The 19,734-nt window shown below is 67.2% G+C and carries 18 protein-coding genes; 12 read left to right on the forward strand and 6 right to left on the reverse strand.

What is annotated here, in order from left to right:
- The 10 genes from GV001_RS00680 (at position 1) to GV001_RS00725 (ending at position 8,365) form a co-directional block, all read left to right on the forward strand.
- Positions 1-297, forward strand: a complete 297-nt coding sequence (locus tag GV001_RS00680) for a DUF167 domain-containing protein (RefSeq protein ID WP_160077135.1) — start codon at positions 1-3, stop codon at positions 295-297.
- A gap of 173 nt (positions 298-470) precedes the next feature.
- Positions 471-2,459 carry a dynamin-like GTPase family protein gene (locus GV001_RS00685; RefSeq protein WP_160077137.1) on the forward strand — a complete coding sequence of 663 codons (1,989 nt, stop codon included), beginning with the start codon at positions 471-473 and terminating at the stop codon, positions 2,457-2,459.
- 98 nt (positions 2,460-2,557) lie between these two features.
- Positions 2,558-3,697 carry a homoserine O-acetyltransferase gene (locus GV001_RS00690; protein ID WP_160077139.1) on the forward strand — a complete coding sequence of 380 codons (1,140 nt, stop codon included), beginning with the start codon at positions 2,558-2,560 and terminating at the stop codon, positions 3,695-3,697.
- Between the two features lie 3 nt (positions 3,698-3,700).
- The gene (gene metW, locus GV001_RS00695) at positions 3,701-4,321 is read left to right on the forward strand and encodes a methionine biosynthesis protein MetW (RefSeq protein ID WP_160077141.1); all 621 of its coding nucleotides are present in this window, start codon (positions 3,701-3,703) and stop codon (positions 4,319-4,321) included.
- Positions 4,322-4,345: 24 nt separating this feature from the next.
- Positions 4,346-4,765 (forward strand): DUF4426 domain-containing protein, encoded by a 420-nt coding sequence (locus GV001_RS00700; protein WP_160077143.1) that lies wholly within the window; start codon positions 4,346-4,348, stop codon positions 4,763-4,765.
- Positions 4,762-5,358: an RdgB/HAM1 family non-canonical purine NTP pyrophosphatase gene (rdgB, locus tag GV001_RS00705; RefSeq protein WP_160077145.1), complete on the forward strand. Its 597-nt coding sequence runs from the start codon at positions 4,762-4,764 to the stop codon at positions 5,356-5,358. Before GV001_RS00700 ends, rdgB begins: the two co-directional genes overlap by 4 nt.
- Positions 5,355-6,515 (forward strand): radical SAM family heme chaperone HemW, encoded by a 1,161-nt coding sequence (hemW, locus tag GV001_RS00710; protein WP_160077147.1) that lies wholly within the window; start codon positions 5,355-5,357, stop codon positions 6,513-6,515. The genes rdgB and hemW overlap by 4 nt, the downstream gene beginning before the upstream one ends.
- A gap of 169 nt (positions 6,516-6,684) precedes the next feature.
- Positions 6,685-6,981, forward strand: a complete 297-nt coding sequence (locus GV001_RS00715) for a hypothetical protein (RefSeq protein ID WP_218582973.1) — start codon at positions 6,685-6,687, stop codon at positions 6,979-6,981.
- A 172-nt stretch (positions 6,982-7,153) separates the two neighbouring features.
- Positions 7,154-7,477, forward strand: a complete 324-nt coding sequence (locus tag GV001_RS00720; RefSeq protein ID WP_160077149.1) for a DUF3392 domain-containing protein — start codon at positions 7,154-7,156, stop codon at positions 7,475-7,477.
- Between the two features lie 462 nt (positions 7,478-7,939).
- Positions 7,940-8,365, forward strand: a complete 426-nt coding sequence (locus GV001_RS00725) for a hypothetical protein (RefSeq protein ID WP_160077151.1) — start codon at positions 7,940-7,942, stop codon at positions 8,363-8,365.
- Positions 8,366-8,429: 64 nt separating this feature from the next.
- Here the strand turns inward: GV001_RS00725 and GV001_RS00730 are convergent, their stop codons facing one another.
- The 3 genes from GV001_RS00730 to GV001_RS00740 form a co-directional block, all read right to left on the reverse strand.
- Positions 8,430-9,971 carry a phosphoenolpyruvate carboxykinase gene (locus GV001_RS00730; RefSeq protein ID WP_160077153.1) on the reverse strand — a complete coding sequence of 514 codons (1,542 nt, stop codon included), beginning with the start codon at positions 9,969-9,971 and terminating at the stop codon, positions 8,430-8,432.
- Positions 9,972-10,129: 158 nt separating this feature from the next.
- Positions 10,130-11,017: an Hsp33 family molecular chaperone HslO gene (gene hslO / locus GV001_RS00735; RefSeq protein WP_160077155.1), complete on the reverse strand. Its 888-nt coding sequence runs from the start codon at positions 11,015-11,017 to the stop codon at positions 10,130-10,132.
- Positions 11,018-11,245: 228 nt separating this feature from the next.
- Complete coding sequence (locus tag GV001_RS00740) at positions 11,246-11,641, reverse strand: RNA-binding S4 domain-containing protein (RefSeq protein ID WP_160077157.1); 396 nt, start codon at positions 11,639-11,641, stop codon at positions 11,246-11,248.
- Positions 11,642-11,807: 166 nt separating this feature from the next.
- Between GV001_RS00740 and GV001_RS00745 the strand changes: the two genes are divergently transcribed.
- Both GV001_RS00745 and rimK read left to right on the forward strand, forming a co-directional pair.
- A complete protein-coding gene (locus GV001_RS00745; protein WP_372238565.1) occupies positions 11,808-12,209 on the forward strand; it encodes an ATP-dependent zinc protease in 402 nt (133 codons plus the stop codon).
- The gene (gene rimK / locus GV001_RS00750; RefSeq protein ID WP_160077161.1) at positions 12,206-13,111 is read left to right on the forward strand and encodes a 30S ribosomal protein S6--L-glutamate ligase; all 906 of its coding nucleotides are present in this window, start codon (positions 12,206-12,208) and stop codon (positions 13,109-13,111) included. Before GV001_RS00745 ends, rimK begins: the two co-directional genes overlap by 4 nt.
- 22 nt (positions 13,112-13,133) lie before the next feature.
- On the opposite strand, the gene GV001_RS00755 is transcribed toward rimK, so the two are convergent.
- From GV001_RS00755 to desA, 3 genes are all read right to left on the reverse strand, one after another.
- On the reverse strand, positions 13,134-16,919 hold the full coding sequence (locus GV001_RS00755) for an EAL domain-containing protein (RefSeq protein ID WP_160083091.1): 3,786 nt from the start codon (positions 16,917-16,919) through the stop codon (positions 13,134-13,136).
- Between the two features lie 118 nt (positions 16,920-17,037).
- A complete protein-coding gene (locus GV001_RS00760; protein ID WP_160077163.1) occupies positions 17,038-18,354 on the reverse strand; it encodes a PAS domain-containing methyl-accepting chemotaxis protein in 1,317 nt (438 codons plus the stop codon).
- Positions 18,355-18,499: 145 nt separating this feature from the next.
- Positions 18,500-19,684: a delta-9 fatty acid desaturase DesA gene (gene desA / locus GV001_RS00765; RefSeq protein ID WP_160077165.1), complete on the reverse strand. Its 1,185-nt coding sequence runs from the start codon at positions 19,682-19,684 to the stop codon at positions 18,500-18,502.
- Positions 19,685-19,734 lie beyond the last annotated feature (50 nt).

The following is a 19,734-nucleotide window of genomic DNA, read 5'->3' on the forward strand; positions in this document are numbered from 1 at the left end:
ATGGCCTGGTTCCGCTGGGATGGCGACGACCTGATCCTCGACTGCCACCTGCAGCCCAAGGCCAGCAAGGACGAATTCGCCGGCCTGCACGGTGAGCGGCTGAAGATCCGCCTCACCGCGCCACCGGTGGAAGGCAAGGCCAATGCCCACCTGCTGGCCTTCCTCGGCAAGGCCTTCGGCGTGGCCAAGAGCCAGGTCAGCCTGGAAAGCGGCGAGCTGAACCGGCAGAAACGCGTGCGCATCCATGCCCCGCAGCGCCTGCCGGAACTGCCCGGACTGACCGCTCGGTCGCCTTGAGCGACCACAGGGGAGCGGCGCGGGCTGCGGGGCGATTGACGCCGGCGCCATCCCCCGCATAATGCGGGCATCTGCAGCAAAACCTCGGCTATCGTGGCAGTGCCGCACGACAGCCTGCCGCCCTCGCCACCTACGACCCACGCAGGATGCGTTACCCGAGAGGAGAAGCCCGGATGAGCATGGAACGTCTCAGTCAGCAGGTAGACGCCTACGTCGCCTGGAAGCGCGAGCTGATGCGCGAGATCACCCGTTACCGCAGCTGGCTGGCGCACAACCGGCTCGGCTCGGAAGCGCTCGACACCCGCCTGGAACGGGCCCTGCGCCTGCTGCGCACCGACCACATCACCCTGGCTTTCGTCGGCGAGTTCTCCCGCGGCAAGACCGAGCTGATCAACGCCCTGTTCTTCTCCGAATACGGCCAGCGCATGCTGCCGTCCCGGGCCGGGCGCACCACCATGTGCCCGACCGAGCTGCTCTTCGACCCGCGCTCCGAGCGCTCCTACATCCGCCTGCTGCCGATCGAAACGCGCACCGCCTCGGCCAGCGTGGCGCAGTTCAAGCGCATTCCGCGGCACTGGGTGAACATCCCGCTGGACACCAGCGACCCGGACAACATGGTGCAGGCCTTCAGCCAGGTGGCCAAGACCAAGCCGATGCCGGTGGAACAGGCGATCCAGCTCGGCTTTCACCCGGACATGCTGGAAAGCGCCGGCAAGCCCGGCCAGGTGCTGGTACCGGCCTGGCGCCACGCCATCGTCAACTTCGACCATCCGCTGCTGCGCCAGGGCCTGCGCATCCTCGACACGCCCGGCCTGAACGCCCTCGGCAGCGAACCGGAACTGACCCTGTCGATGCTGCCCAGCGCCCAGGCGATCATCTTCCTGCTGGCCGCCGACACCGGCGTCACCGCCAGCGACATGGCGATCTGGCAGCAGCATATTCGCCAGCTCGACGAAGACACCCAGTCCAGCCTGTTCGCCGTGCTGAACAAGATCGACGTGCTGTGGGACGACCTCGCCGGCGAGCAGTTCGTGCACAACGCCATCAGCCAGATCCGCCACGCCACCGCGCGCCAGCTGGGCATCAATGCCGACAGCGTGCTGCCGCTGTCGGCCAAGCAGGCCATGCTGGCCAAGGTGCGCAAGGACGAGGCGCTGCTCGCACGCAGCCAGCTCGGCGACCTGGAAAGCCTGCTGTGCGAACGCATCGTCGCGCAGAAGGAACGTCTGCTCGAAGACCGCGTGGTCAACCAGGTGCTGGCCCTGCTCAACAACAGCCAGCACGTGCTCAACCTGCGCCTGGCCAAGGTGCGCGAGCAGCAGGAGCTGCTCTCCAGCCACCAGCAGGACAACGGCCAGATGCTCTTCGAGCTGACCGCCAAGACCAAGGAAGACCACAGCCAGCACCACAAGCGCCTGCTCGGCCTGAAGACCAACCAGCGCCTGCTCAAGCGCCAGGGCGACCTGCTGCGCGCCGCCGTTCTCCCGGACCGCCTGGAAGCCCACCTGGCGCGGGTCCGCGAGGGCCTGAACGGCAGCTGGACCACCTTCGGCATCAACCAGGCGATCCTGCAGTTCTTCCACAACATCGAACACGACCTCGGCAACCTGGCCCAGGAAGCCGAGATGGCCAACAAGATGGTCGCCGCCATCTACCGCCGGCACAACGAGGAAAATCCGCTGCACGGCGTCGACGCACCGCAGTTCAACAGCCGTCGCTACCTGCGCGAGCTGCAGCAGCTGCAGGCCAAGGCCGACCAGTTCCGCCTGCACCTGAAGACCCTGCTCACCGAGCAGAAGATTCTGACCCGGCGTTTCTTCGCCACCCTGGTGCAGGAAGTCATCGGCCTGCACCAGCGCCTGCGCCACGAGGCCGAGCAGTGGGCCAGCGATGCGCTGATGCCGCTGATGCAGCACACCCTGGAGCACAAGCAGCTGCTGGAAACCCACATGCTGCGGCTCAAGGCCCTGGCCCAGGACACCCAGCAGGCGCGCCAGCGCGGCCAGCAACTGGCGCGTTATATCGGCGAGCTGGAAACCCAGCTGGGCCAGGCCAGCGACATGCTCCGCGCGCTGCGCCGCCCGGCACCGATCCAGCGCCAGGGCAAGGTCGTCACCCTGCCCGGCGCAGCCCGCCAGCAAGGGGCCGGCGACCCGGCCTAGGCCCTTTGCATTCAAGGCCTTAGCCAGCCCCCACGGCGCTTGCCGCTGGGGGCCCCGGTCTTTAGACTGCTGCACTTCCTTGATCGAGAGCAGGGTCGATGCCGACAGCCTTTCCCGAAGATTCCGTCGGTCTGGTCACACCGCAGACTGCGCATTTTGCCGAGCCGCTGCCCCTGGTTTGCGGGCGCACGCTGGCCGACTACCAGCTGATCTACGAGACCTACGGCACCCTGAACGCCGCGGCGAGCAACGCCGTGCTGATCTGCCACGCCCTGTCCGGGCATCACCACGCCGCCGGCTACCACAACGCGAACGAGCGCAAGCCGGGCTGGTGGGATAGCTGCATCGGCCCCGGTAAACCGATCGACACCAACAAGTTCTTCGTCGTCAGCCTGAACAACCTCGGTGGTTGCAACGGTTCCACCGGCCCCGGCAGCCTCAACCCGGCCACCGGCAAGGTCTACGGTGCCGACTTCCCGGTGATGACCGTGGAAGACTGGGTGCACAGCCAGGCACGCCTGGCCGACCGGCTCGGCATCGACCGCTGGGCGGCGGTGATCGGCGGCAGCCTGGGCGGCATGCAGGCGCTGCAGTGGAGCATCAGCTACCCCGAGCGCGTGCGCCACTGCCTGGCCATCGCCTCGGCGCCCAAGCTGTCGGCGCAGAACATCGCCTTCAACGAAGTGGCGCGCCAGGCCATCCTCACCGACCCGGACTTCCACGGCGGGCACTTCCAGGAACAGGGCGTGATCCCCAAGCGCGGCCTGATGCTGGCGCGCATGGTCGGCCACATCACCTACCTGTCGGACGACGCCATGGGCGAGAAATTCGGCCGCGAGCTGAAGACCGACAAGCTCAACTACGACTTCCACAGCGTCGAGTTCCAGGTCGAGAGCTACCTGCGCTACCAGGGCGAGGAGTTCTCCGGGCGCTTCGACGCCAACACCTACCTGCTGATGACCAAGGCGCTGGACTACTTCGACCCGGCCGCCAGCCACGGCGGCAACCTGGCCAAGACCCTGGCGGTGGCCCAGGCCGACTTCTGCGTGATGTCCTTCACCACCGACTGGCGCTTCTCGCCGGCGCGCTCGCGGGAGATCGTCGATGCCCTGCTGGCGGCGAAGAAGAACGTCAGCTACCTGGAAATCGACGCGCCGCAGGGCCACGACGCCTTCCTCATCCCGATCCCGCGCTACCTGCAGGCCTTCGGCGGTTACATGAAACGGATCGAGGTATAAGCCATGCGCGCAGATCTGGACATCATCCAGGAATGGATCCCCGCCGGCAGCCGCGTGCTCGACCTCGGCTGCGGCGACGGCGAGCTGCTGGCCTGGCTGCACGCCAACAAGAACGTCGGCGGCTACGGCCTGGAGATCGACGCGGAAAAGATCGCCACCTGCATCGAGCGCGGGGTCAACGTGATCGAGCAGAACCTCGACCAGGGCCTGGGCAACTTCGCCGACCACAGCTTCGACGTGGTGGTCATGACCCAGTCGCTGCAGGCCCTGAAGTACCCGGACAAGGTCTTGGCAGAAATGCTGCGGGTCGGCAAGACCTGCATCATCACCTTCCCCAACTTCGGCCACTGGCGCTGCCGCTGGTACCTGGCGCGCAACGGCCGCATGCCGGTCTCCGACTTCCTGCCCTACACCTGGTACAACACGCCGAACATCCACTTCTGCACCTTCGCCGACTTCGAGCGCCTGTGCCTGCAGCTGAGCGCCCGGGTCGAGGAACGCCTGGCGGTGGATCACGAGCATCGGCACAGCCTGGGCAGCAAGCTTTGGCCTAATCTGATGGGAGAGATCGGCATCTATCGCGTCAGCGGGCCCGGCCTGGCCGATCACCGCGTAGCCCTCTAACCCCTGACGCCCAGGAGAAAACCCATGCCTCGCCTCGCTTCCCTGCTGCTGTGCCTGCTCGTCGCCCTGCCCGCCTTCGCCGAACGCAAACAGAGCTTCGGCGACCTCGACGTGCATTACAGCGTGTTCAACTCCAGCTTCCTGCAGCCGGATATCGCCGCCGCCGCGGGCCTGAACCGCAGCAAGACCACCGGCGTGGTCAACGTCGCCGCGCTCAAGGCCGGCAAAGGCGTGCCGGCCCAGGTCAGCGGCCAGGTGAAGAACCTGCTCGGCCAGACCAGCGCGCTGAGCTTCAAGCAGGTGCTGGAGAGCGGCGCGGTGTACTACCTGGCCGAGTTCCCGCTGCGCGAGCGCGAGATGCTCAAGTTCACCCTCAACCTGCAGGTCGGCGATGCCGCACCGCAGAGTTTCAGCTTTGACCAGGAAGTGTTTCCGGACGAATGATGCAGCTCACCGAACTCGTGCTGGCCAGCCACAACGCCGGCAAACTCAAGGAACTCCAGGCCATGCTCGGCGAGCACGTGCGCGTGCGCTCGGTGGGCGAGTTCTCCAGCGTGGAGCCGGAGGAGACCGGCCTGTCCTTCGTCGAGAACGCCATCCTCAAGGCCCGCCATGCTGCCCGGGTGTCCGGCCTGCCGGCGCTGGCCGACGACTCCGGGCTGGCGGTGGACTGCCTCGGCGGCGCACCCGGCATCTACTCGGCGCGCTATGCCGATGGCCAGGGTGACGCGGCCAACAACGCCAAGCTGCTGGACGCGCTCAAGGACGTGCCGGATGCCGAGCGCGGCGCCCAGTTCGTCTGCGCCCTGGCCCTGGTGCGGCACGCCGACGACCCGCTGCCGATCCTCTGCGAGGGCCTCTGGCACGGCAGCATCCTGCACGCTCCCTGCGGCGACCATGGCTTCGGCTACGACCCGCTGTTCTGGGTCGCCGAACGCGGCTGCTCCAGCGCCGAGCTGACCTCGATCGAGAAGAACCAGCTCAGCCACCGCGCCCGCGCCATGGCCCTGCTCAAGCAGCGCCTGGGGCTGGCATGAGCCTGCAGCGCAGCGGCGGCTTCCAGCTGCCGCCACTGGCGCTGTATATCCACATCCCGTGGTGCGTGCGCAAATGCCCGTACTGCGACTTCAACTCCCACGCCGCCGGGCCGAGCCTGCCCGAGGAAGAGTACGTCGACGCCCTGCTGGCCGACCTGGACGCCGACCTGCGCCATGTCCACGGCCGCACGCTGTCTTCGATCTTCTTCGGCGGCGGCACCCCCAGCCTGTTCTCGGCCCGCGCCCTGGGCCGCCTGCTGGAAGGCGTGGAGCGGCGTGTCGGGTTCGCCGGTGACATCGAGATCACCCTGGAAGCCAACCCCGGGACCTTCGAGCAGGCCAAGTTCCGCGACTACCGCCGGCTCGGCATCAATCGCCTGTCGATCGGCGTGCAGAGCTTCCAAGAAGCCAAGCTCAAGGCCCTCGGCCGCATCCACGACGGTAATGAGGCCGTGCGAGCCGCCGATATGGCGCGCGCCGCCGGCTTCGACAACTTCAACCTCGACCTGATGCACGGCCTGCCCGAGCAGAGCATCGAGGACGCCCTGTTCGACCTGCGCACCGCCATCGCCCAGGGGCCGACGCACCTGTCCTGGTACCAGCTGACCATGGAGCCCAACACGGTGTTCTGGAGCCAGCCGCCGGCGCTGCCGGAAGACGACCTGCTGTGGGACATCCAGGAAGCCGGCCAGGCCCTGCTGGCCGAGCAGGGCTACGCCCAGTACGAGGTCTCCGCCTACGCCCAGGCCGGCCAGGCGGCGCGGCACAACCTCAACTACTGGACCTTCGGCGACTTCCTCGGCATCGGCGCCGGTGCCCACGCCAAGCTGAGCAGCCCGGCCGGGCAGATCGCGCGCAGCTGGAAGACCCGCCTGCCCAAGGACTACCTCGACCCGGCCAAGACCTTCCAGGCCGGCGAACGCCTGCTGACGGCCGACGAGCTGCCGTTCGAGTTCCTGATGAACGCGCTGCGCCTCACCGAAGGCGTACCTGCCAGCCTGTTCACCGCGCGCACCGGCCTGCCCCTGGCACAACTGGATGGCGCCCGGCGCGAGGCCGAGGCACGCAAGCTGCTGCTGGCCGACCCGACACGCCTGGTCGCCACCCGCGAAGGCCAGCTGTTCCTCAACGATCTGTTGCAGCACTTTCTGCCCTGAACCCAGGCCGCCCAGGTCGATTGCGCCGCAAAGCGCGGCGACACCCGTGATGCGCTGACGTGCCGCCGAGCTACCGCTCTCGGCCGCGGCGCCGCAGGCCGCTGCCGTCCTGCGCCGGAGCCGGCGTCACCTATACTTTTCTACCTGGCCCCATCGCCCAGGAGACAACATGAATAGCTCCACCGGCTCACGCCTCGCCATGACGGCCCTGCTGCTGGCCGTGGCCTCCCCCCTGCTCATTCCCGCCCCGGCCCATGCCGATACCTATGGCTCGGAACGCCGGCAAGATAGGCGCAGCGACCGCTACGATGCGCGCGACAACCGCCAGAGCGGGCGCGAGGAAGCGCGGGATCTCAAGCAGGAATGTCTGAACTCGGATGACAACCGCATGGATTGCCGGCAACTCAAGCGCGGCACCAAGCAGGATACCCGGCAGGAATCGCGACAGATCCGCCGGGACGACTGATGGCGGCTGCTGGCGGCCACATGCCCTGACTGGCCGCAGCAACGGTGTGTGCCAGCACATGACCCGGCGGCCCCGCCCGACACATCGGCACGCAGCACGGCCACGCTTTGCATTCGCGCCCGGACTAGGGTGCAATGGCGCTCCCACACCCCGTCCAGAATAAGGGCCACCGATGGATCTGCTGCTCGACCTGATCACCACCCTGTCGCGCTGGTGCCGCGGCAACCTGCACGACATTTCCCTGGCCATCATGGCCACCCTGTTCGTGCTGTTCGGGCCGGGTATCAATGCCTGGGTGCAACGCTCGATCAGCAGCTTCAACTTCTTCCTGCGCACGCTGATCTTCGTCCTGGTCTGCGCGGTCGGCTACGGCCTGGCCATCGTCTTCCTCACCCCCTGGCTGGCCCAGGGCCTGGGCTACTTCAACAACTTCACCCTGGCGCCGGTGCTGTTGCTGGTGTTCTTCCTGATCGGCGTGCTGGCCGACCGCAGCTGACCCCGCCCACCGCGCGGCCGCCTTGTTCGCCCGCGGCCTTGCACAACAGCCGCTGATCGCCTTTTCTGTGTAACCAGGTGGATGCCGCTGGCCATCCGCCCATGGCCCTGTCCGCGCCGCCACCGGCTGCGCCCGGACGGTCGCCCGGCAGTCCTCCCCACCGACCCACCCCGGAGGCACCATGAAGCGCATCGCCCCGCTGCTGCTGATCCTCGCCAGCCTGCTCAGCCCAGGCGCCCTGGCGGACAACATCGTCCGCGACGGGCACAAGAGCCTGCTGCCGCACCCCGCCTAGTCGGCGATGCGGCGCAAGGCCGTGCCGGCAGGGCGCGGCTACAGCCCCGTGCGCGGCGGCGAAAAACCAACGAGACAATCCATCCGCTGCACTATCGCCAATCCATCTAACGGACCTGTCGCGGGCGAGGTAGATTGAATTCAGTAGGGCCACACAGGAGGTAGGGCATGCAGGTATCCGGGTACAGCAGCAACCTGCCGCTCTCGACCCAGATCATCAAGAAAGCCGGCCAGGCCGTCGCATCACCCAACACTCCGGGCACTCCGGAGCAGGTGAACCGCGCAGTCGACCGCGCTGCTGATCGAGTCGCCGAGCAACAGGACAGTCAAGCACTGAGCCAGTCCAACCGGCGTAGCGCCGCCACCCAGTTGTACAGCGCCACCAGCCAGCAACGGCAAATCGATACCTATCTGGCGGTCGCCAGCGAAGGCGAGATCGACAGCCAGCCGGGCGCGGTGGGAACAGCGCTGCAACTGCGTGACGAAGTCCGTCGCAACCAGCTGGCACAGGACATCGCGAGCAACACCCGCCGCGTCGAGCGGCCCGAGGCAAAACCGGCAATGCCGGAACCGTACATGGACACCCGTGCCTGATCTGCACCGCCAGCAGCGCACAAAAAAGCCGCCCGAGGGCGGCTTTTTCTATGGCGCGGTCAGCTTAGAGCTGCGGGCCGGCGTTGCGGATGGCGTCGGACACGTCGAACTTCTTGAAGTTCTCGATGAACAGCTTGGCCAGGCCTTTGGCGGCCTCGTCGTAGGCGTTCTGGTCGGCCCAGGTGTTGCGCGGGTTGAGCAGGTTTGTCTCGACGCCCGGCACGGCCTTCGGCACGTCCAGGTTGATCAGCGGCAGGTGCTCGGTTTCGGCACCGATCAGCGCGCCGCTCTGGATGGCCGCGATCACGCCACGGGTGGTCGGGATGTTGAAGCGCTTGCCGACGCCGTAGCCACCGCCGGTCCAGCCGGTGTTGACCAGGTAGACCTTGGAGCCGAAGCCGTTGATGCGCTTGATCAGCAGCTCGGCGTACTCGCCAGCCGGGCGCGGGAAGAACGGCGCACCGAAGCAGGTGGAGAAGGTCGACTTGATGCCGCTACCGCTGCCCATTTCGGTGGAACCGACCAGCGCGGTGTAGCCGGACAGGAAGTGGTAGGCCGCCTGCTCGTTGTTCAGGATCGACACCGGCGGCAGTACGCCGGTCAGGTCGCAGGTCAGGAAGATCACCGCGTTCGGCTCGCCGCCCAGGTTCTTCTCGCTGCGCTTCTCGACGTGCTCCAGCGGGTAGGCGGCACGGCTGTTCTGGGTCAGGCTGTCGTCGGTGTAATCCGGCACGCGGTTCTCGTCGAGCACCACGTTTTCCAGCACGGCGCCGAACTGGATGGCTTTCCAGATCACCGGCTCGTTCTTCTCGGACAGGTCGATGCACTTGGCATAGCAACCGCCTTCGATGTTGAACACCACGCCCTCGCCCCAGCCGTGCTCGTCGTCACCGATCAGGTAGCGGCTTTCGTCGGCGGACAGGGTGGTCTTGCCGGTGCCGGACAGACCGAAGAACAGGGTCACGTCGCCTTCTTCGCCGATGTTGGCGGCGCAGTGCATCGGCAGCACGTCTTTTTCCGGCAGCAGGAAGTTCTGCACGGAGAACATGGCCTTCTTCATTTCACCGGCGTAGCGCATGCCGGCCAGCAGGACCTTCTTGGCGGCGAAGTTGATGATCACGCAGCCGTCGGAGTTGGTGCCGTCACGCTCCGGCACGCACTCGAAGTTGGGCACGTTGAGCACCTTCCACTCGTCCTTGCCGGCCGGGTTGTAGGCCTGCGGTTCGATGAACAGCTGGCGGCCGAACAGGTTCTGCCAGGCGGTGGCGGTGGTCATCTTGACCGGCAGGTAGTGCTCGGCGGCGGAGCCGACATGCACGTGGGAAACGAAGCGATCCTGGCCGTGGTTGAATTCCTCGACGCGGTCCCACAGGGCATCGAACTTGTCGGCCGGGAACGGACGGTTGATGTTGCCCCAGGCGATTTTCGCCTCGCTGCTCGGCTCCTGCACGATGTAACGGTCAGCCGGGGAACGACCGGTGCGATGACCGGTACGCACAACCAGCGCGCCATTGGCGGCCAGCTCGCCTTCGCCACGGCGAATGGCCTCTTCGACCAGTTGGGCAACGCTGATATCGGTGTAAACGGCGGTGTTGGCTTGCGTCATGAGGGTCCCCGTCGGCGGCTGGCCGAGTCTTCCAAACGTTGTGTAGTAAGCCACTGGCTTCGCTACAGCGATAAAAAAGTCGCGGGAGTATGCCAGAAAAGCCGGCTTTTTGGCAGCCTCTTGTCTACCGATCTAACCGATAGACGCACGCTATAGCATCAATGCCGGGTCGCCGAAGGCGCCTGGGTATCGCCGCTGGCGAATAGCTGCGCCACATCGGCCGCGTCGAAGGCATAGCGCTGGTTGCAGAACTGGCAGTCGATCACCACCCGTCCGGCATGCTCGCCGAGCAGCAGCTCGGCATCTTCCTGGCCCAGGCTGATCAGCGCCCGCGCCGAACGCTCGCGCGAGCAGCTGCAGCGGAACTGCAGGGGCAGCGGATCGAACAGGCGCAAGGCTTCCTGGTGATACAGGCGGTGCAGCACGGTGTGGTTGTCCAGGCCGAGCAGTTCTTCGGCGCTCAGGGTGTTGGCCAGGGTCAGCAGGTGTTCCCAGCTGGCGGCCCGTTCCTCGGGGTCCGGCAGGCGGTCGGCCGGCAGTTGCTGCAGCAGCAGGCCGCGGGCGCGGCGGCCGTCGGCATGCAGCCAGAAGCGGGTGGGCAGCTGCTCGGAGCTGGCGAAGTATTCGGACAGGCAGTCGGCCAGGCTGTCGCCTTCCAGGCCAACGATGCCCTGGTAGCGCTGGCCCTGCTGGTGGTCGATGGTCAGCGTCAGGCTGCCTTCGGGCATCAGCTCGCGCAGGCCGGCATCGGCCTTGATCTGCTCGGCGTCGTAGCGGGCGATGCCACGCACTTCGCGCTTGCTGGAGATCTCGATCATCAGCAGCGGCACCGGGCCGTTGGAGCGCGCCTGCAGGATCAGCAGGCCATCGAACTTCAGGGTACCGACCAGCAGCGCGGCGGCGGCGAGCATTTCGCCGAGCAGCTGGGCCACCGGCTGCGGGTAGGGATGCTTGGCCAGCACGTGCTGGTAGCTCTCGCCGAGGCTGGCCAGTTCGCCGCGCACATCGGAGTCGTCGAACAGGAAACGTTGAGTGAAATCGGTCATGCCCGGACTCTGCTTGGTTTCAGGGTTGGCGATTTTAGGCGCAAAGCCCGGCGCGACCAAGGCCCGGCCGTCCAGCGCCCGCCGCTCAGAGCCTGTTCACGATCTTTTGGACTAGAGCCAGACAAGGCAAAAACAGGCGAGGAAGCGGAGTTTACGAGCTGTAAATGAGCATTCCGAGCCTGTTTTTAACGCGGTATGGCCGACGGACAGGAGATCGTGAACAGGCTCTCAGTCCTGCCCGCCGCGAAACTGCTGGAGCTGGCGGCGCTGCTTCTTGCTCGGCCGGCCGTCGGTCTGCAGGCCCAGGGCACCGGCCTTGCGCAGCTCGGCGGCGGCCTCGCGGTGCTCCCGGCTGGCGGCGGTTTCCTCGTACAGCAGCTGTGCCTGCGGCGCCCCGCGGCGCACCATCGACAGCGCCAGCACGCGCACCGTGCGCTCCTCGAAGCCGGCGCGGATGACGTACTCGTCGCCGATCTTCGGCTCCTTGCCCGGCTTGCAGCGCTCGCCGCGGCAATGCACCTTGCCGCCCTCGATGGCCTCCTTGGCCAGGGCGCGGGTCTTGTAGAAGCGCGCCGCCCACAGCCATTTGTCCAGGCGCACCTTGTCTGGGTCTTTATCGCTCATCGTGCCCTCGCGAAGAGATCGGTCATGACCCTGAATCTTGCCTGATGCAGTTGTCACATGGGCCTACTAGAATGCCCGCAACTTCCGGAGAAAGCCTGCATTGAAGACTTTCGACCATCTCGCCGTCATCGGCCTGCGCGAATGGATCAACCTGCCCGAGCTGGGCATGGTCGGCCTGCGCGGCAAAATCGACACCGGTGCCAGCACCTCGACCCTGCACGCCAGCGATATCCAGGCATTCGAGCGCAACGGCGCACCCTGGGTGCGCTTCACCGCCCACCTCGGCACCCAGGTGCAGCGCCGCCATCGCTGCGAGGCGCCGCTGGTGACGGTGAAGACCATCAAGAGCTCCAACGGCCAGGCCCAGACCCGCTACGTGATCCGCACCCAGCTGGCGCTGGGCGATCGCCTGTGGCCGGTGGAGTTCACCCTGGCCTGCCGCAAGACCATGCGCTACCGCGTGCTGCTCGGCTCCAAGGCGCTGGTCGACGGCCAACTGGTGGTCAACCCGGCGCTGACCTACGTGCAAGACAAACCCCAGCTTTCCCTGCCTTCCGGTGCTCAATGAAGATTGCCATCCTGTCGCGCAACCCGCGCCTGTATTCGACCCGTCGCCTGGTGGAGGCCGGCACCGAACGCGGCCATGAAGTGGTGGTGATCGACACCCTGCGCGCCTACATGAACATCGCCAGCCACAAGCCGCAGATCCACTACCGCGGCCGCCCGCTGGAGAACTTCGACGCGGTGATCCCGCGCATCGGCGCCTCGGTGACCTTCTACGGCTGCGCGGTGCTGCGCCAGTTCGAGATGATGGGCGTGTTCCCGCTCAACGAGTCGGTGGCGATCAGCCGCTCGCGCGACAAGCTGCGCTCGCTGCAGCTGCTCTCGCGGCGCGGCGTCGGCCTGCCGGTGACCGGCTTCGCCCACTCGCCGGACGACATCCCCGACCTGATCCAGATGGTCAACGGCGCGCCACTGGTGATCAAGGTGCTGGAAGGCACCCAGGGCATCGGCGTGGTGCTGTGCGAGACGGAAAAGGCGGCGGAGTCGGTGATCGAGGCCTTCATGGGCCTCAAGCAGAACATCATGGTCCAGGAGTACATCAAGGAAGCCGGCGGCGCCGACATCCGCTGCTTCGTGGTCGGCGACAAGGTGATCGCGGCGATGAAGCGTCAGGCCAAGCCCGGCGAATTCCGCTCCAACCTGCACCGCGGTGGCTCGGCCAGCCTGATCAAGATCACCCCCGAAGAGCGCATGACCGCCATCCGCGCGGCCAAGGTCATGGGCCTGTCGGTGGCCGGGGTCGACATCCTGCGCTCGCACCACGGCCCGTTGGTGATGGAGGTGAACTCATCCCCTGGCCTGGAAGGCATCGAGACCACCACCGGCAAGGACGTGGCCGGCATGATCATCCAGTACATCGAGAAGAACGGCGGCCCGCACCTGACCCGGACCAAGGGCAAGGGCTGAAGGCGCGGCCCGCCCACCCGGCCTAGACCGCCGCCGCGGACGAGCCGCGGCCGGCGTGGTACGCCTCCATCCACTGCAGAAACTCTGCCTCGGCCATCGGCCGGGCAAAGTGGTAGCCCTGCCCCAGGGCGCAACCGCGGCTGCGTAGCCAGCCCAGCTGCGCCTCGTCCTCGATGCCCTCGGCCACGCATGCCAGCCCCAGGTTGCGGGCGATCAGCAGGATGGTCTCGACCAGCATCTGCCCGCTGGCATCGCTTTGCAGGTCATGGATGAAGCTGCGATCGATCTTCAGCCGGTCCAGCGGCAAACGCTTGAGGTAGGTCAGCGACGAATAGCCGGTACCGAAGTCGTCGATGGCGAAGCGGATGCCCAGCTGCTTGAGCGCCTGCATGGCGGCGATGCAGCGTTCGACATCCTCCAGCAGCACGCCCTCGGTGATCTCCAGCTCCAGTGCACTGGCCGGCAGGCCGTGACGCAGCAGGCAAGCATTGATGCGCTCGGCGCAGTCCGGTTGGCGCAGCTCGCGCGGGCTGAGGTTGAGCGCCAGCACCAGCTGCGGCCAGCGTGCCTGCCAGCTCGCCAGGCGGGCGCAGGCCTGTTCCAGCACCCAGTTGCCGAGCTCCTGGATCAGCCCGGTTTCCTCGGCCAGGGGGATGAACTGGGTCGGCGGGATATCGCCGCGCTCCGGATGCTGCCAGCGCAGCAGCACCTCGGCACCGGCGACCGCGCCGCTATCCAGCTCCAGCTGCGGCTGGAACACCAGGTACAGTTGGTCGCGGCTCATCGCCTGGCGCAGCTCGCTCTGCAGCAGCAGGCGCTGGTCGATCACCGCCTGCATCTCCGGGGCGAAGAAGTGCAGGGCATTGCGACCGCCCTGCTTGGCCTGGTACATGGCGGTGTCCGACTGTTTCAGCGCATCGGCGGCGTCCTGCCCCGGCAGCGGATGCAGGGTGATGCCGATGCTGGCGCTGACCGCCAGCTCGTGGCCGTGGATCAGGTAGCTGCCCTGCAGGCTGGCCAGCAGCTTCTCGCCCACCTCGGCGGCGTACTCGGCGGCCTGCGTCGGGCTGCTGGCGAGGTTTTCCAGAAGCACCACGAACTCGTCGCCACCCAGGCGGGCCAGGGTGTCCTCGGCGCGCAGGCAGCCGCTCAGGCGGTCGCTGACCGCCTTGAGCAGGGCATCGCCGCTGGGGTGGCCGAGGCTGTCGTTGACCGTCTTGAAGTGGTCGAGGTCGATGAACAGCAAGGCGCCGAAGCGCTCCTCGCGCTGTTCGCGGGCCATGGCCTGCTGCAGGCGGTCCTGCAGCAGGCGGCGGTTGGGCAGGCCGGTCAGTTCGTCGCTGTAGGCCAGGCGTTCGATCTCGCGCTGGTAGCGCTGGCGCTCAGAGATATCGGTGATGCTGCCGCGGATCAGCAGCGGCTGGCCGGGCATGCGTACCAGGCGCACCTCGCAGGGCAGCAGGTGGCCGACGCTGTCGCGGTGCAGCCACTCGAACACCGGGGTGCCGCCATTGATCGCGGCATCCAGGTACTCGCGCGCCAGCGGTGCGGACTCCTCGCCATTGGCCTGGCGGGGCGGGCTCAGCTCGATCAGGCCCTTGCCCAGCAGCTCGGCGTGGCTGAGCTTGAACAGGCGCAGGGCATTCTCGTTGGCCTCAATGATGCCGCCCTTGGGGCTGAACAGCACGATGGCCTCCGGGGCATGCTCCACCAGGGTGCGGTAGCGCGCCTGCGCCTCATGCCGCTCGGTGATGTCCTCGATCAGGGCCAGGCAGGCTTCCAGCTTGCCGTCCTGTTCGCGCACCGCGCGCAGGCTCAGGCGACTGTAGAGCACCGAGCCGTCGCGGCGCAGGAAGCGTTTCTCCAGCTCGTAATCGTCACGCTCGCCACGGTTGATCGCATCGAACAGCGCCGCCTCGCGGGGCACGTCCTCGGCATGGGTTATCCGCCGCCAGCTGCTGTTGCGCAGCTCCTCGCGGCTGCGCCCGAGGATCTGGCACAGCTTGTAGTTGACCTCCAGCCACTGCCCCTGCGGGTTGATCATGGCCATGCCGATCAGCGGCGCCTCGAAGAACAGGCGCAGCCATTCGTCGCGCTCGCGCAGCTGCTGCTCAGCCCGCTTGCGCGCGCTGATGTCCTGGATCGCCCCATACAGGCGCACCATGCGCTGGCCGTCCATTTCCGGAAAGCCCTTCAGGCGCACCCAGCGCGAGGTGCCGCGGACACCGGACAGGCGTACCTCCATGTCGAAGGCCTGACCGCTGCGCATGATCTGCGCCAGGGTCTGCTCGATGAGCCGGCGGCTCTCGCGGTCGTAGCGGCTCAGGGCCACCTGCAGGGAGGGCGCGCCGCCGGCCGGGTCCATCTCGTTCATGCGGAAGCAGCCGTCGGTCCAGTACATGCGCTGGTCGGCCATCTCCAGCACCCAGCCGCCGATATCGGCGATCGCCTCGGTCTGCGACAGCAGGTGGGTCTGGCGCAGCAGCTCCTCGCGGCCCCTGGCCAGCTCTTGCGCCAGGCGCTCGCGCTCGCTGACGTCATGGTTGAGGGCGACGAAATGGCTGACCTTGCCGTGCTCGTCGAGCAGCGGCGCGATGATCACCTCGTTCCAGAATTCCTCGCCATTCTTGCGGTAGTTGCGCAGCACCTCCTGGTGCGGCAGGCCGCGGCTGAGCGCCTGGCGCGTGCGCAACAGGGCGCCCGGGTCCTCCTTGCCGGCCAGCAGCAGGCGGCTGGCGCTGCCGAGGATCTCCTCGCGGCGGTAGCCGCTGATCCGCTCCAGCGCCGGGTTGCAATAAATGAAGGGGTTGCCGGGCCGGCGCGCATCGGAAATCGATACGCCGAGCGGGCAGGCCTGCAGGGCCAGGTTGGCCAGGGCCAGCTCCTTCTGCATCGCCGCGCTGCCCTGCAGGGTGTGTCGCAGGTCGCTGAGGGCGCGCCCGACCAGCAGTGCGGCCACCACCAGCAGCAGCACACTGAAGTGCATTTCCAGGCGCTGCGGGCTCTGCCAGTCGACGCCCAGCCCCAGGCCGCCGGCCAGCGGCAGGGCGAGCACCGACAGCGCCGTCAGCACCGCGCCCCAGAGCGCGCCGCTGAAGCCCAGGAGCAGCGCCAGCAGCAGCATCATCACGCCGATCAGCGGCAGGACCAGCAGCGGCGGCAGGCTGACCAGCAGCAGCGGCAGGCTCAGCAGCAGGCCGAGCAGCGCCCACCAGGGTGGCGCCGTCAGCGGGTTGCTCACGCCGGCCTGCGGCCCCGGACGGGCCCAGCCATGCCGGCGCAGCCAGGGCGTCAGCAGGGCCAGCAGGGGCAGGGCCACGCCGAAGCTGGCCAGGCTGTCGGCCAGCCACAGAGTCAGGGTCGCCGGCCACCAGTGCCCGCCCGCCAGCACCCCGGTCAGCAGCAGATTGCCCTGCACGCCAAGCGCCACCAGGGCGACCGGCAGCAGCACGCCGAGCAGGATGAAGCGCATCAGGCTGGGCACGCTGGCCAGCGCGGCATCGAAATCGGCTCGGCGCAGCAGCAGCCAGGCGAGGCCGACGCCCAGGGTTTCCGGCAGCGCGTAGAGCGGCGCCCAGTGCCAGTCCAGGCCCCACAGCGGAATGCTGAGCGCGGCGTTGAGATACAGCGCCGGCAACACCCGTGGCCCCCACCACAGCACGAAGGTCAGGCCCAGGGCGAACGGCAGGTACCAGAGCGCCGCGCCACTGACGAACTGGCTCGACAAGGACAACCAGGTTCCCAGATGGAACAGTGGCAACGGCAACCACCACCTCCACCCGGGCAGTCGATCCGACTCCACGGCCATGCTGACCTCGCGCTGATTCACTCAAGCAGCATAGATCAGCGCTACGCGCCCGGACCCAGGAGTTGCCGGACCCTGGCCGAGCCCGGCAGCCGCCGATCGGAATGGCCTGGCGGCAGCGTCAGTCCTGCATGGCCTGGGTGAACTGGCCGATGGCATCCACCACGCGCTGCGCCTCGTCGCGGATCTCCAGCATCACCTCGCCGGCCCGGTTGACCAGCTGCACACCCTGTTCGACCTTGCTCTTGCTGCCGCCCATGCCGCTGACCGCCTGCTGCGCCAGATCATGGTTGAGGCGCACCACCTCGTTGATTTCCACCGTGGCCTGGCTGGTACGCGCCGCCAGGTTGCGCACCTCGTCGGCGACCACGGCGAAGCCGCGGCCCTGCTCGCCGGCACGCGCCGCCTCGATGGCCGCATTGAGGGCCAGCAGGTTGGTCTGCTCGGCAATCCCGCGGATCACCTGGACGATGCTGCTGATACGCTCCGACTGCGCGCTCAGCGCGGTGATGTTGCCGCCCACCTGCTCCAGCTCTTCGGCGATGCCGCGCACCACCAGCACCGCCTCCTCGACGGTGCCGGCGCCCTTGATCGCGCTGTCATCGGTTTCCCGGGCACTGGCAAACGCCAGCTGGGCGGCGGCGGCCTCGGCCTCGCGGTGTTCGACCTGGGCGGTGATGTCGCTGGCGAACTTGACCACCCCGTACAGCTGGCCGCTGGCGTCGTACAGCGGGTTGTAGGTGGCGCGCAGCCACACCACCCGGCCGGACTTGGTGACGCGCTTGAAGCGGTCGGAGACGAACTCGCCCTGGTTCAGACGCTGCCAGAAGCGCCGGTAGGCATCGCTGCCGCTCTCGGTGCGGTCGCAGAACAGGCTGTGGTGCTTGCCGCGGATCTCCTCCAGGCGATAGCCCATGGTCTGCAGGAAGTTGTCGTTGGCCTGGATCACCTCGCCATTGAGGTTGAACTCGATCACCGCCATGGAGCGGTTGATGGCATTCAGCAGGCTCTGGAGCTGGTGCTCGGCAGCGACCTGGGCGGTGATGTCGGTGGCCACCTTGAGCACCTTGCAGACCCGCCCGGCGGCGTCGCGCACCGGCAGGTAGCTGGCCTCCAGCCAGACTTCCCGGCCGCCCTTGGCCAGGCGCACGAAGCGGTCGCTGAAACTCTCGCCATTGGCCAGGCGCTGCCAGAACTGCGCGTAGGCCGGGCTAGCCAGCAGTTCCTGGGTGCAGAACAGCCGGTGGTGCTGGCCATGCAGCTCGTCCAGGCGATAGCCCATGGTGTTCAGGAACGGCTCATTGGCCTCGATGATCTGCCCCTGCGGGGTGAACTCGATCATCGCCATACTCTGCCGAATGGCCGCCAGCGCCTGCTGGCTGGCGGCCAACAGGGTTTGGCACTTCTGCAACTCACTGCGCGTAGCGGATCCGAACATGGCGAACCTCTCATCCATTGGGGGGGCCGCTGAAGCATAGATGGCAAACGCAGCGGCCACCGCCGCCAGCCTGGTTGGCCAGAGCCCGGCATGCCCCCGGAACGAAAAAGCCCGCCGGAAGGCGGGCTGTTCGCTACTGCCGGACTCAGGCCGTGGCCGGGCGCAGCGAGTAGGTCTTCAGCTGTTCGGCGAACTCGCGCAGGGACTGGATGCCGCTGGCCTCGGCCTCGTTCACCCACTGCTTGATCGCCTCGAGCATGTCGTGGCCGTTGCTGCTGGTCTTGACCCAGATCTGCTGCAGGGCCAGACGCTTCTCGTAGATCACCTTGAGCGCCTGGCTCTGCTCCAGCATGCGCTGGATGCGTGCCTGGTGGCCTTCGTCGAGCAGGCTGGTCTCGCGCGCCAGCAGGCGCTTGGCGCGGCGGAACTGGTGGCGTACCGACTCGTCGGCCTTGGCCAGTTCCTGCTTGACCAGCGGCGCGATGACCAGCTTGCGGTACTGCGCCATGATCTGGAAACGGTTGTTGAGGATGGCCATGGCGGTGTCCATGTCCAGGCTGCGCTTGCCTTCCACGCGGTGGGCGATCGGCGCCACACGCTGCACCTTGGCCAGGCGCAGGAAGCTGAACAGCTGGATCCAGGCCCAGCCCATGTCGAACTCCCACTTCTTCACCGACAGCTTGGCGCTGTTGGGGTAGGTGTGGTGGTTGTTGTGCAGCTCCTCGCCGCCGATCAGGATGCCCCAGGGCAGCAGGTTGGTGGCGGCGTCGCGGCACTCGAAGTTGCGGTAGCCGACGGCATGGCCGAGGCCGTTGATCACCCCTGCGGCCCACACCGGAATCCACATCATCTGGATCGCCCACACGGTCATGCCGAGCACGCCGAACAGGGCCAGGTCGATGATCGCCATCAGCACGATACCGCCGGTCGGGAAACGCGAATAGACATTGCGCTCGACCCAGTCCTCCGGGCAGTTCTTACCGTAGATGCGCAGGGTCTCCGGGTTCTTCGCTTCCTGCTGGTAGAGCTCGGCGCCGGTGCGCAGCACGGTGCCCAGGCCCTTGATCACCGGGCTGTGCGGGTCATCCACGGTTTCGCATTTGGCGTGGTGCTTGCGGTGGATGGCGGTCCACTCGCGGGTGTTCTGGCCGGTGCTGATCCACAGCCAGAAACGGAAGAAGTGCTTGAGCGCCGGATGCAGCTCCAGCGCGCGGTGCGCCGAGTAGCGGTGCAGATAGACGGTGACGCTGACGATGGTGATATGGGTCATCACCAGGGTGACCGCGACCAGCTGCCATACCGACAGGTCGAGAAAGCCGTTGTACCACATGAAAGGTGTTGCCTCGCGGGGAAGAGGGAGACGGCCCGCAACGCGGACCT

The organism is Pseudomonas sp. 8AS, assembly GCF_902506505.1.
Lineage (GTDB): Bacteria > Pseudomonadota > Gammaproteobacteria > Pseudomonadales > Pseudomonadaceae > Aquipseudomonas.

What these genes read in the sequence shown, in the direction of transcription:
- GV001_RS00730 (WP_160077153.1), bottom strand. Translation starts at nt 9,971, where the DNA reads ATGACGCAAGCCAACACCGCCGTTTACACCGATATCAGCGTTGCCCAA.
- GV001_RS00720 (WP_160077149.1), top strand. Translation starts at nt 7,154, where the DNA reads ATGGATCTGCTGCTCGACCTGATCACCACCCTGTCGCGCTGGTGCCGC.
- metW (WP_160077141.1), top strand. Translation starts at nt 3,701, where the DNA reads ATGCGCGCAGATCTGGACATCATCCAGGAATGGATCCCCGCCGGCAGC.
- hslO (WP_160077155.1), bottom strand. Translation starts at nt 11,017, where the DNA reads ATGACCGATTTCACTCAACGTTTCCTGTTCGACGACTCCGATGTGCGC.
- GV001_RS00690 (WP_160077139.1), top strand. Translation starts at nt 2,558, where the DNA reads ATGCCGACAGCCTTTCCCGAAGATTCCGTCGGTCTGGTCACACCGCAG.
- desA (WP_160077165.1), bottom strand. Translation starts at nt 19,684, where the DNA reads ATGTGGTACAACGGCTTTCTCGACCTGTCGGTATGGCAGCTGGTCGCG.
- rdgB (WP_160077145.1), top strand. Translation starts at nt 4,762, where the DNA reads ATGATGCAGCTCACCGAACTCGTGCTGGCCAGCCACAACGCCGGCAAA.
- GV001_RS00760 (WP_160077163.1), bottom strand. Translation starts at nt 18,354, where the DNA reads ATGTTCGGATCCGCTACGCGCAGTGAGTTGCAGAAGTGCCAAACCCTG.
- GV001_RS00715 (WP_218582973.1), top strand. Translation starts at nt 6,685, where the DNA reads ATGAATAGCTCCACCGGCTCACGCCTCGCCATGACGGCCCTGCTGCTG.
- GV001_RS00745 (WP_372238565.1), top strand. Translation starts at nt 11,808, where the DNA reads ATGGTCGGCCTGCGCGGCAAAATCGACACCGGTGCCAGCACCTCGACC.
- GV001_RS00685 (WP_160077137.1), top strand. Translation starts at nt 471, where the DNA reads ATGAGCATGGAACGTCTCAGTCAGCAGGTAGACGCCTACGTCGCCTGG.
- GV001_RS00680 (WP_160077135.1), top strand. Translation starts at nt 1, where the DNA reads ATGGCCTGGTTCCGCTGGGATGGCGACGACCTGATCCTCGACTGCCAC.
- GV001_RS00740 (WP_160077157.1), bottom strand. Translation starts at nt 11,641, where the DNA reads ATGAGCGATAAAGACCCAGACAAGGTGCGCCTGGACAAATGGCTGTGG.
- hemW (WP_160077147.1), top strand. Translation starts at nt 5,355, where the DNA reads ATGAGCCTGCAGCGCAGCGGCGGCTTCCAGCTGCCGCCACTGGCGCTG.
- GV001_RS00700 (WP_160077143.1), top strand. Translation starts at nt 4,346, where the DNA reads ATGCCTCGCCTCGCTTCCCTGCTGCTGTGCCTGCTCGTCGCCCTGCCC.
- GV001_RS00755 (WP_160083091.1), bottom strand. Translation starts at nt 16,919, where the DNA reads ATGGCCGTGGAGTCGGATCGACTGCCCGGGTGGAGGTGGTGGTTGCCG.
- rimK (WP_160077161.1), top strand. Translation starts at nt 12,206, where the DNA reads ATGAAGATTGCCATCCTGTCGCGCAACCCGCGCCTGTATTCGACCCGT.
- GV001_RS00725 (WP_160077151.1), top strand. Translation starts at nt 7,940, where the DNA reads ATGCAGGTATCCGGGTACAGCAGCAACCTGCCGCTCTCGACCCAGATC.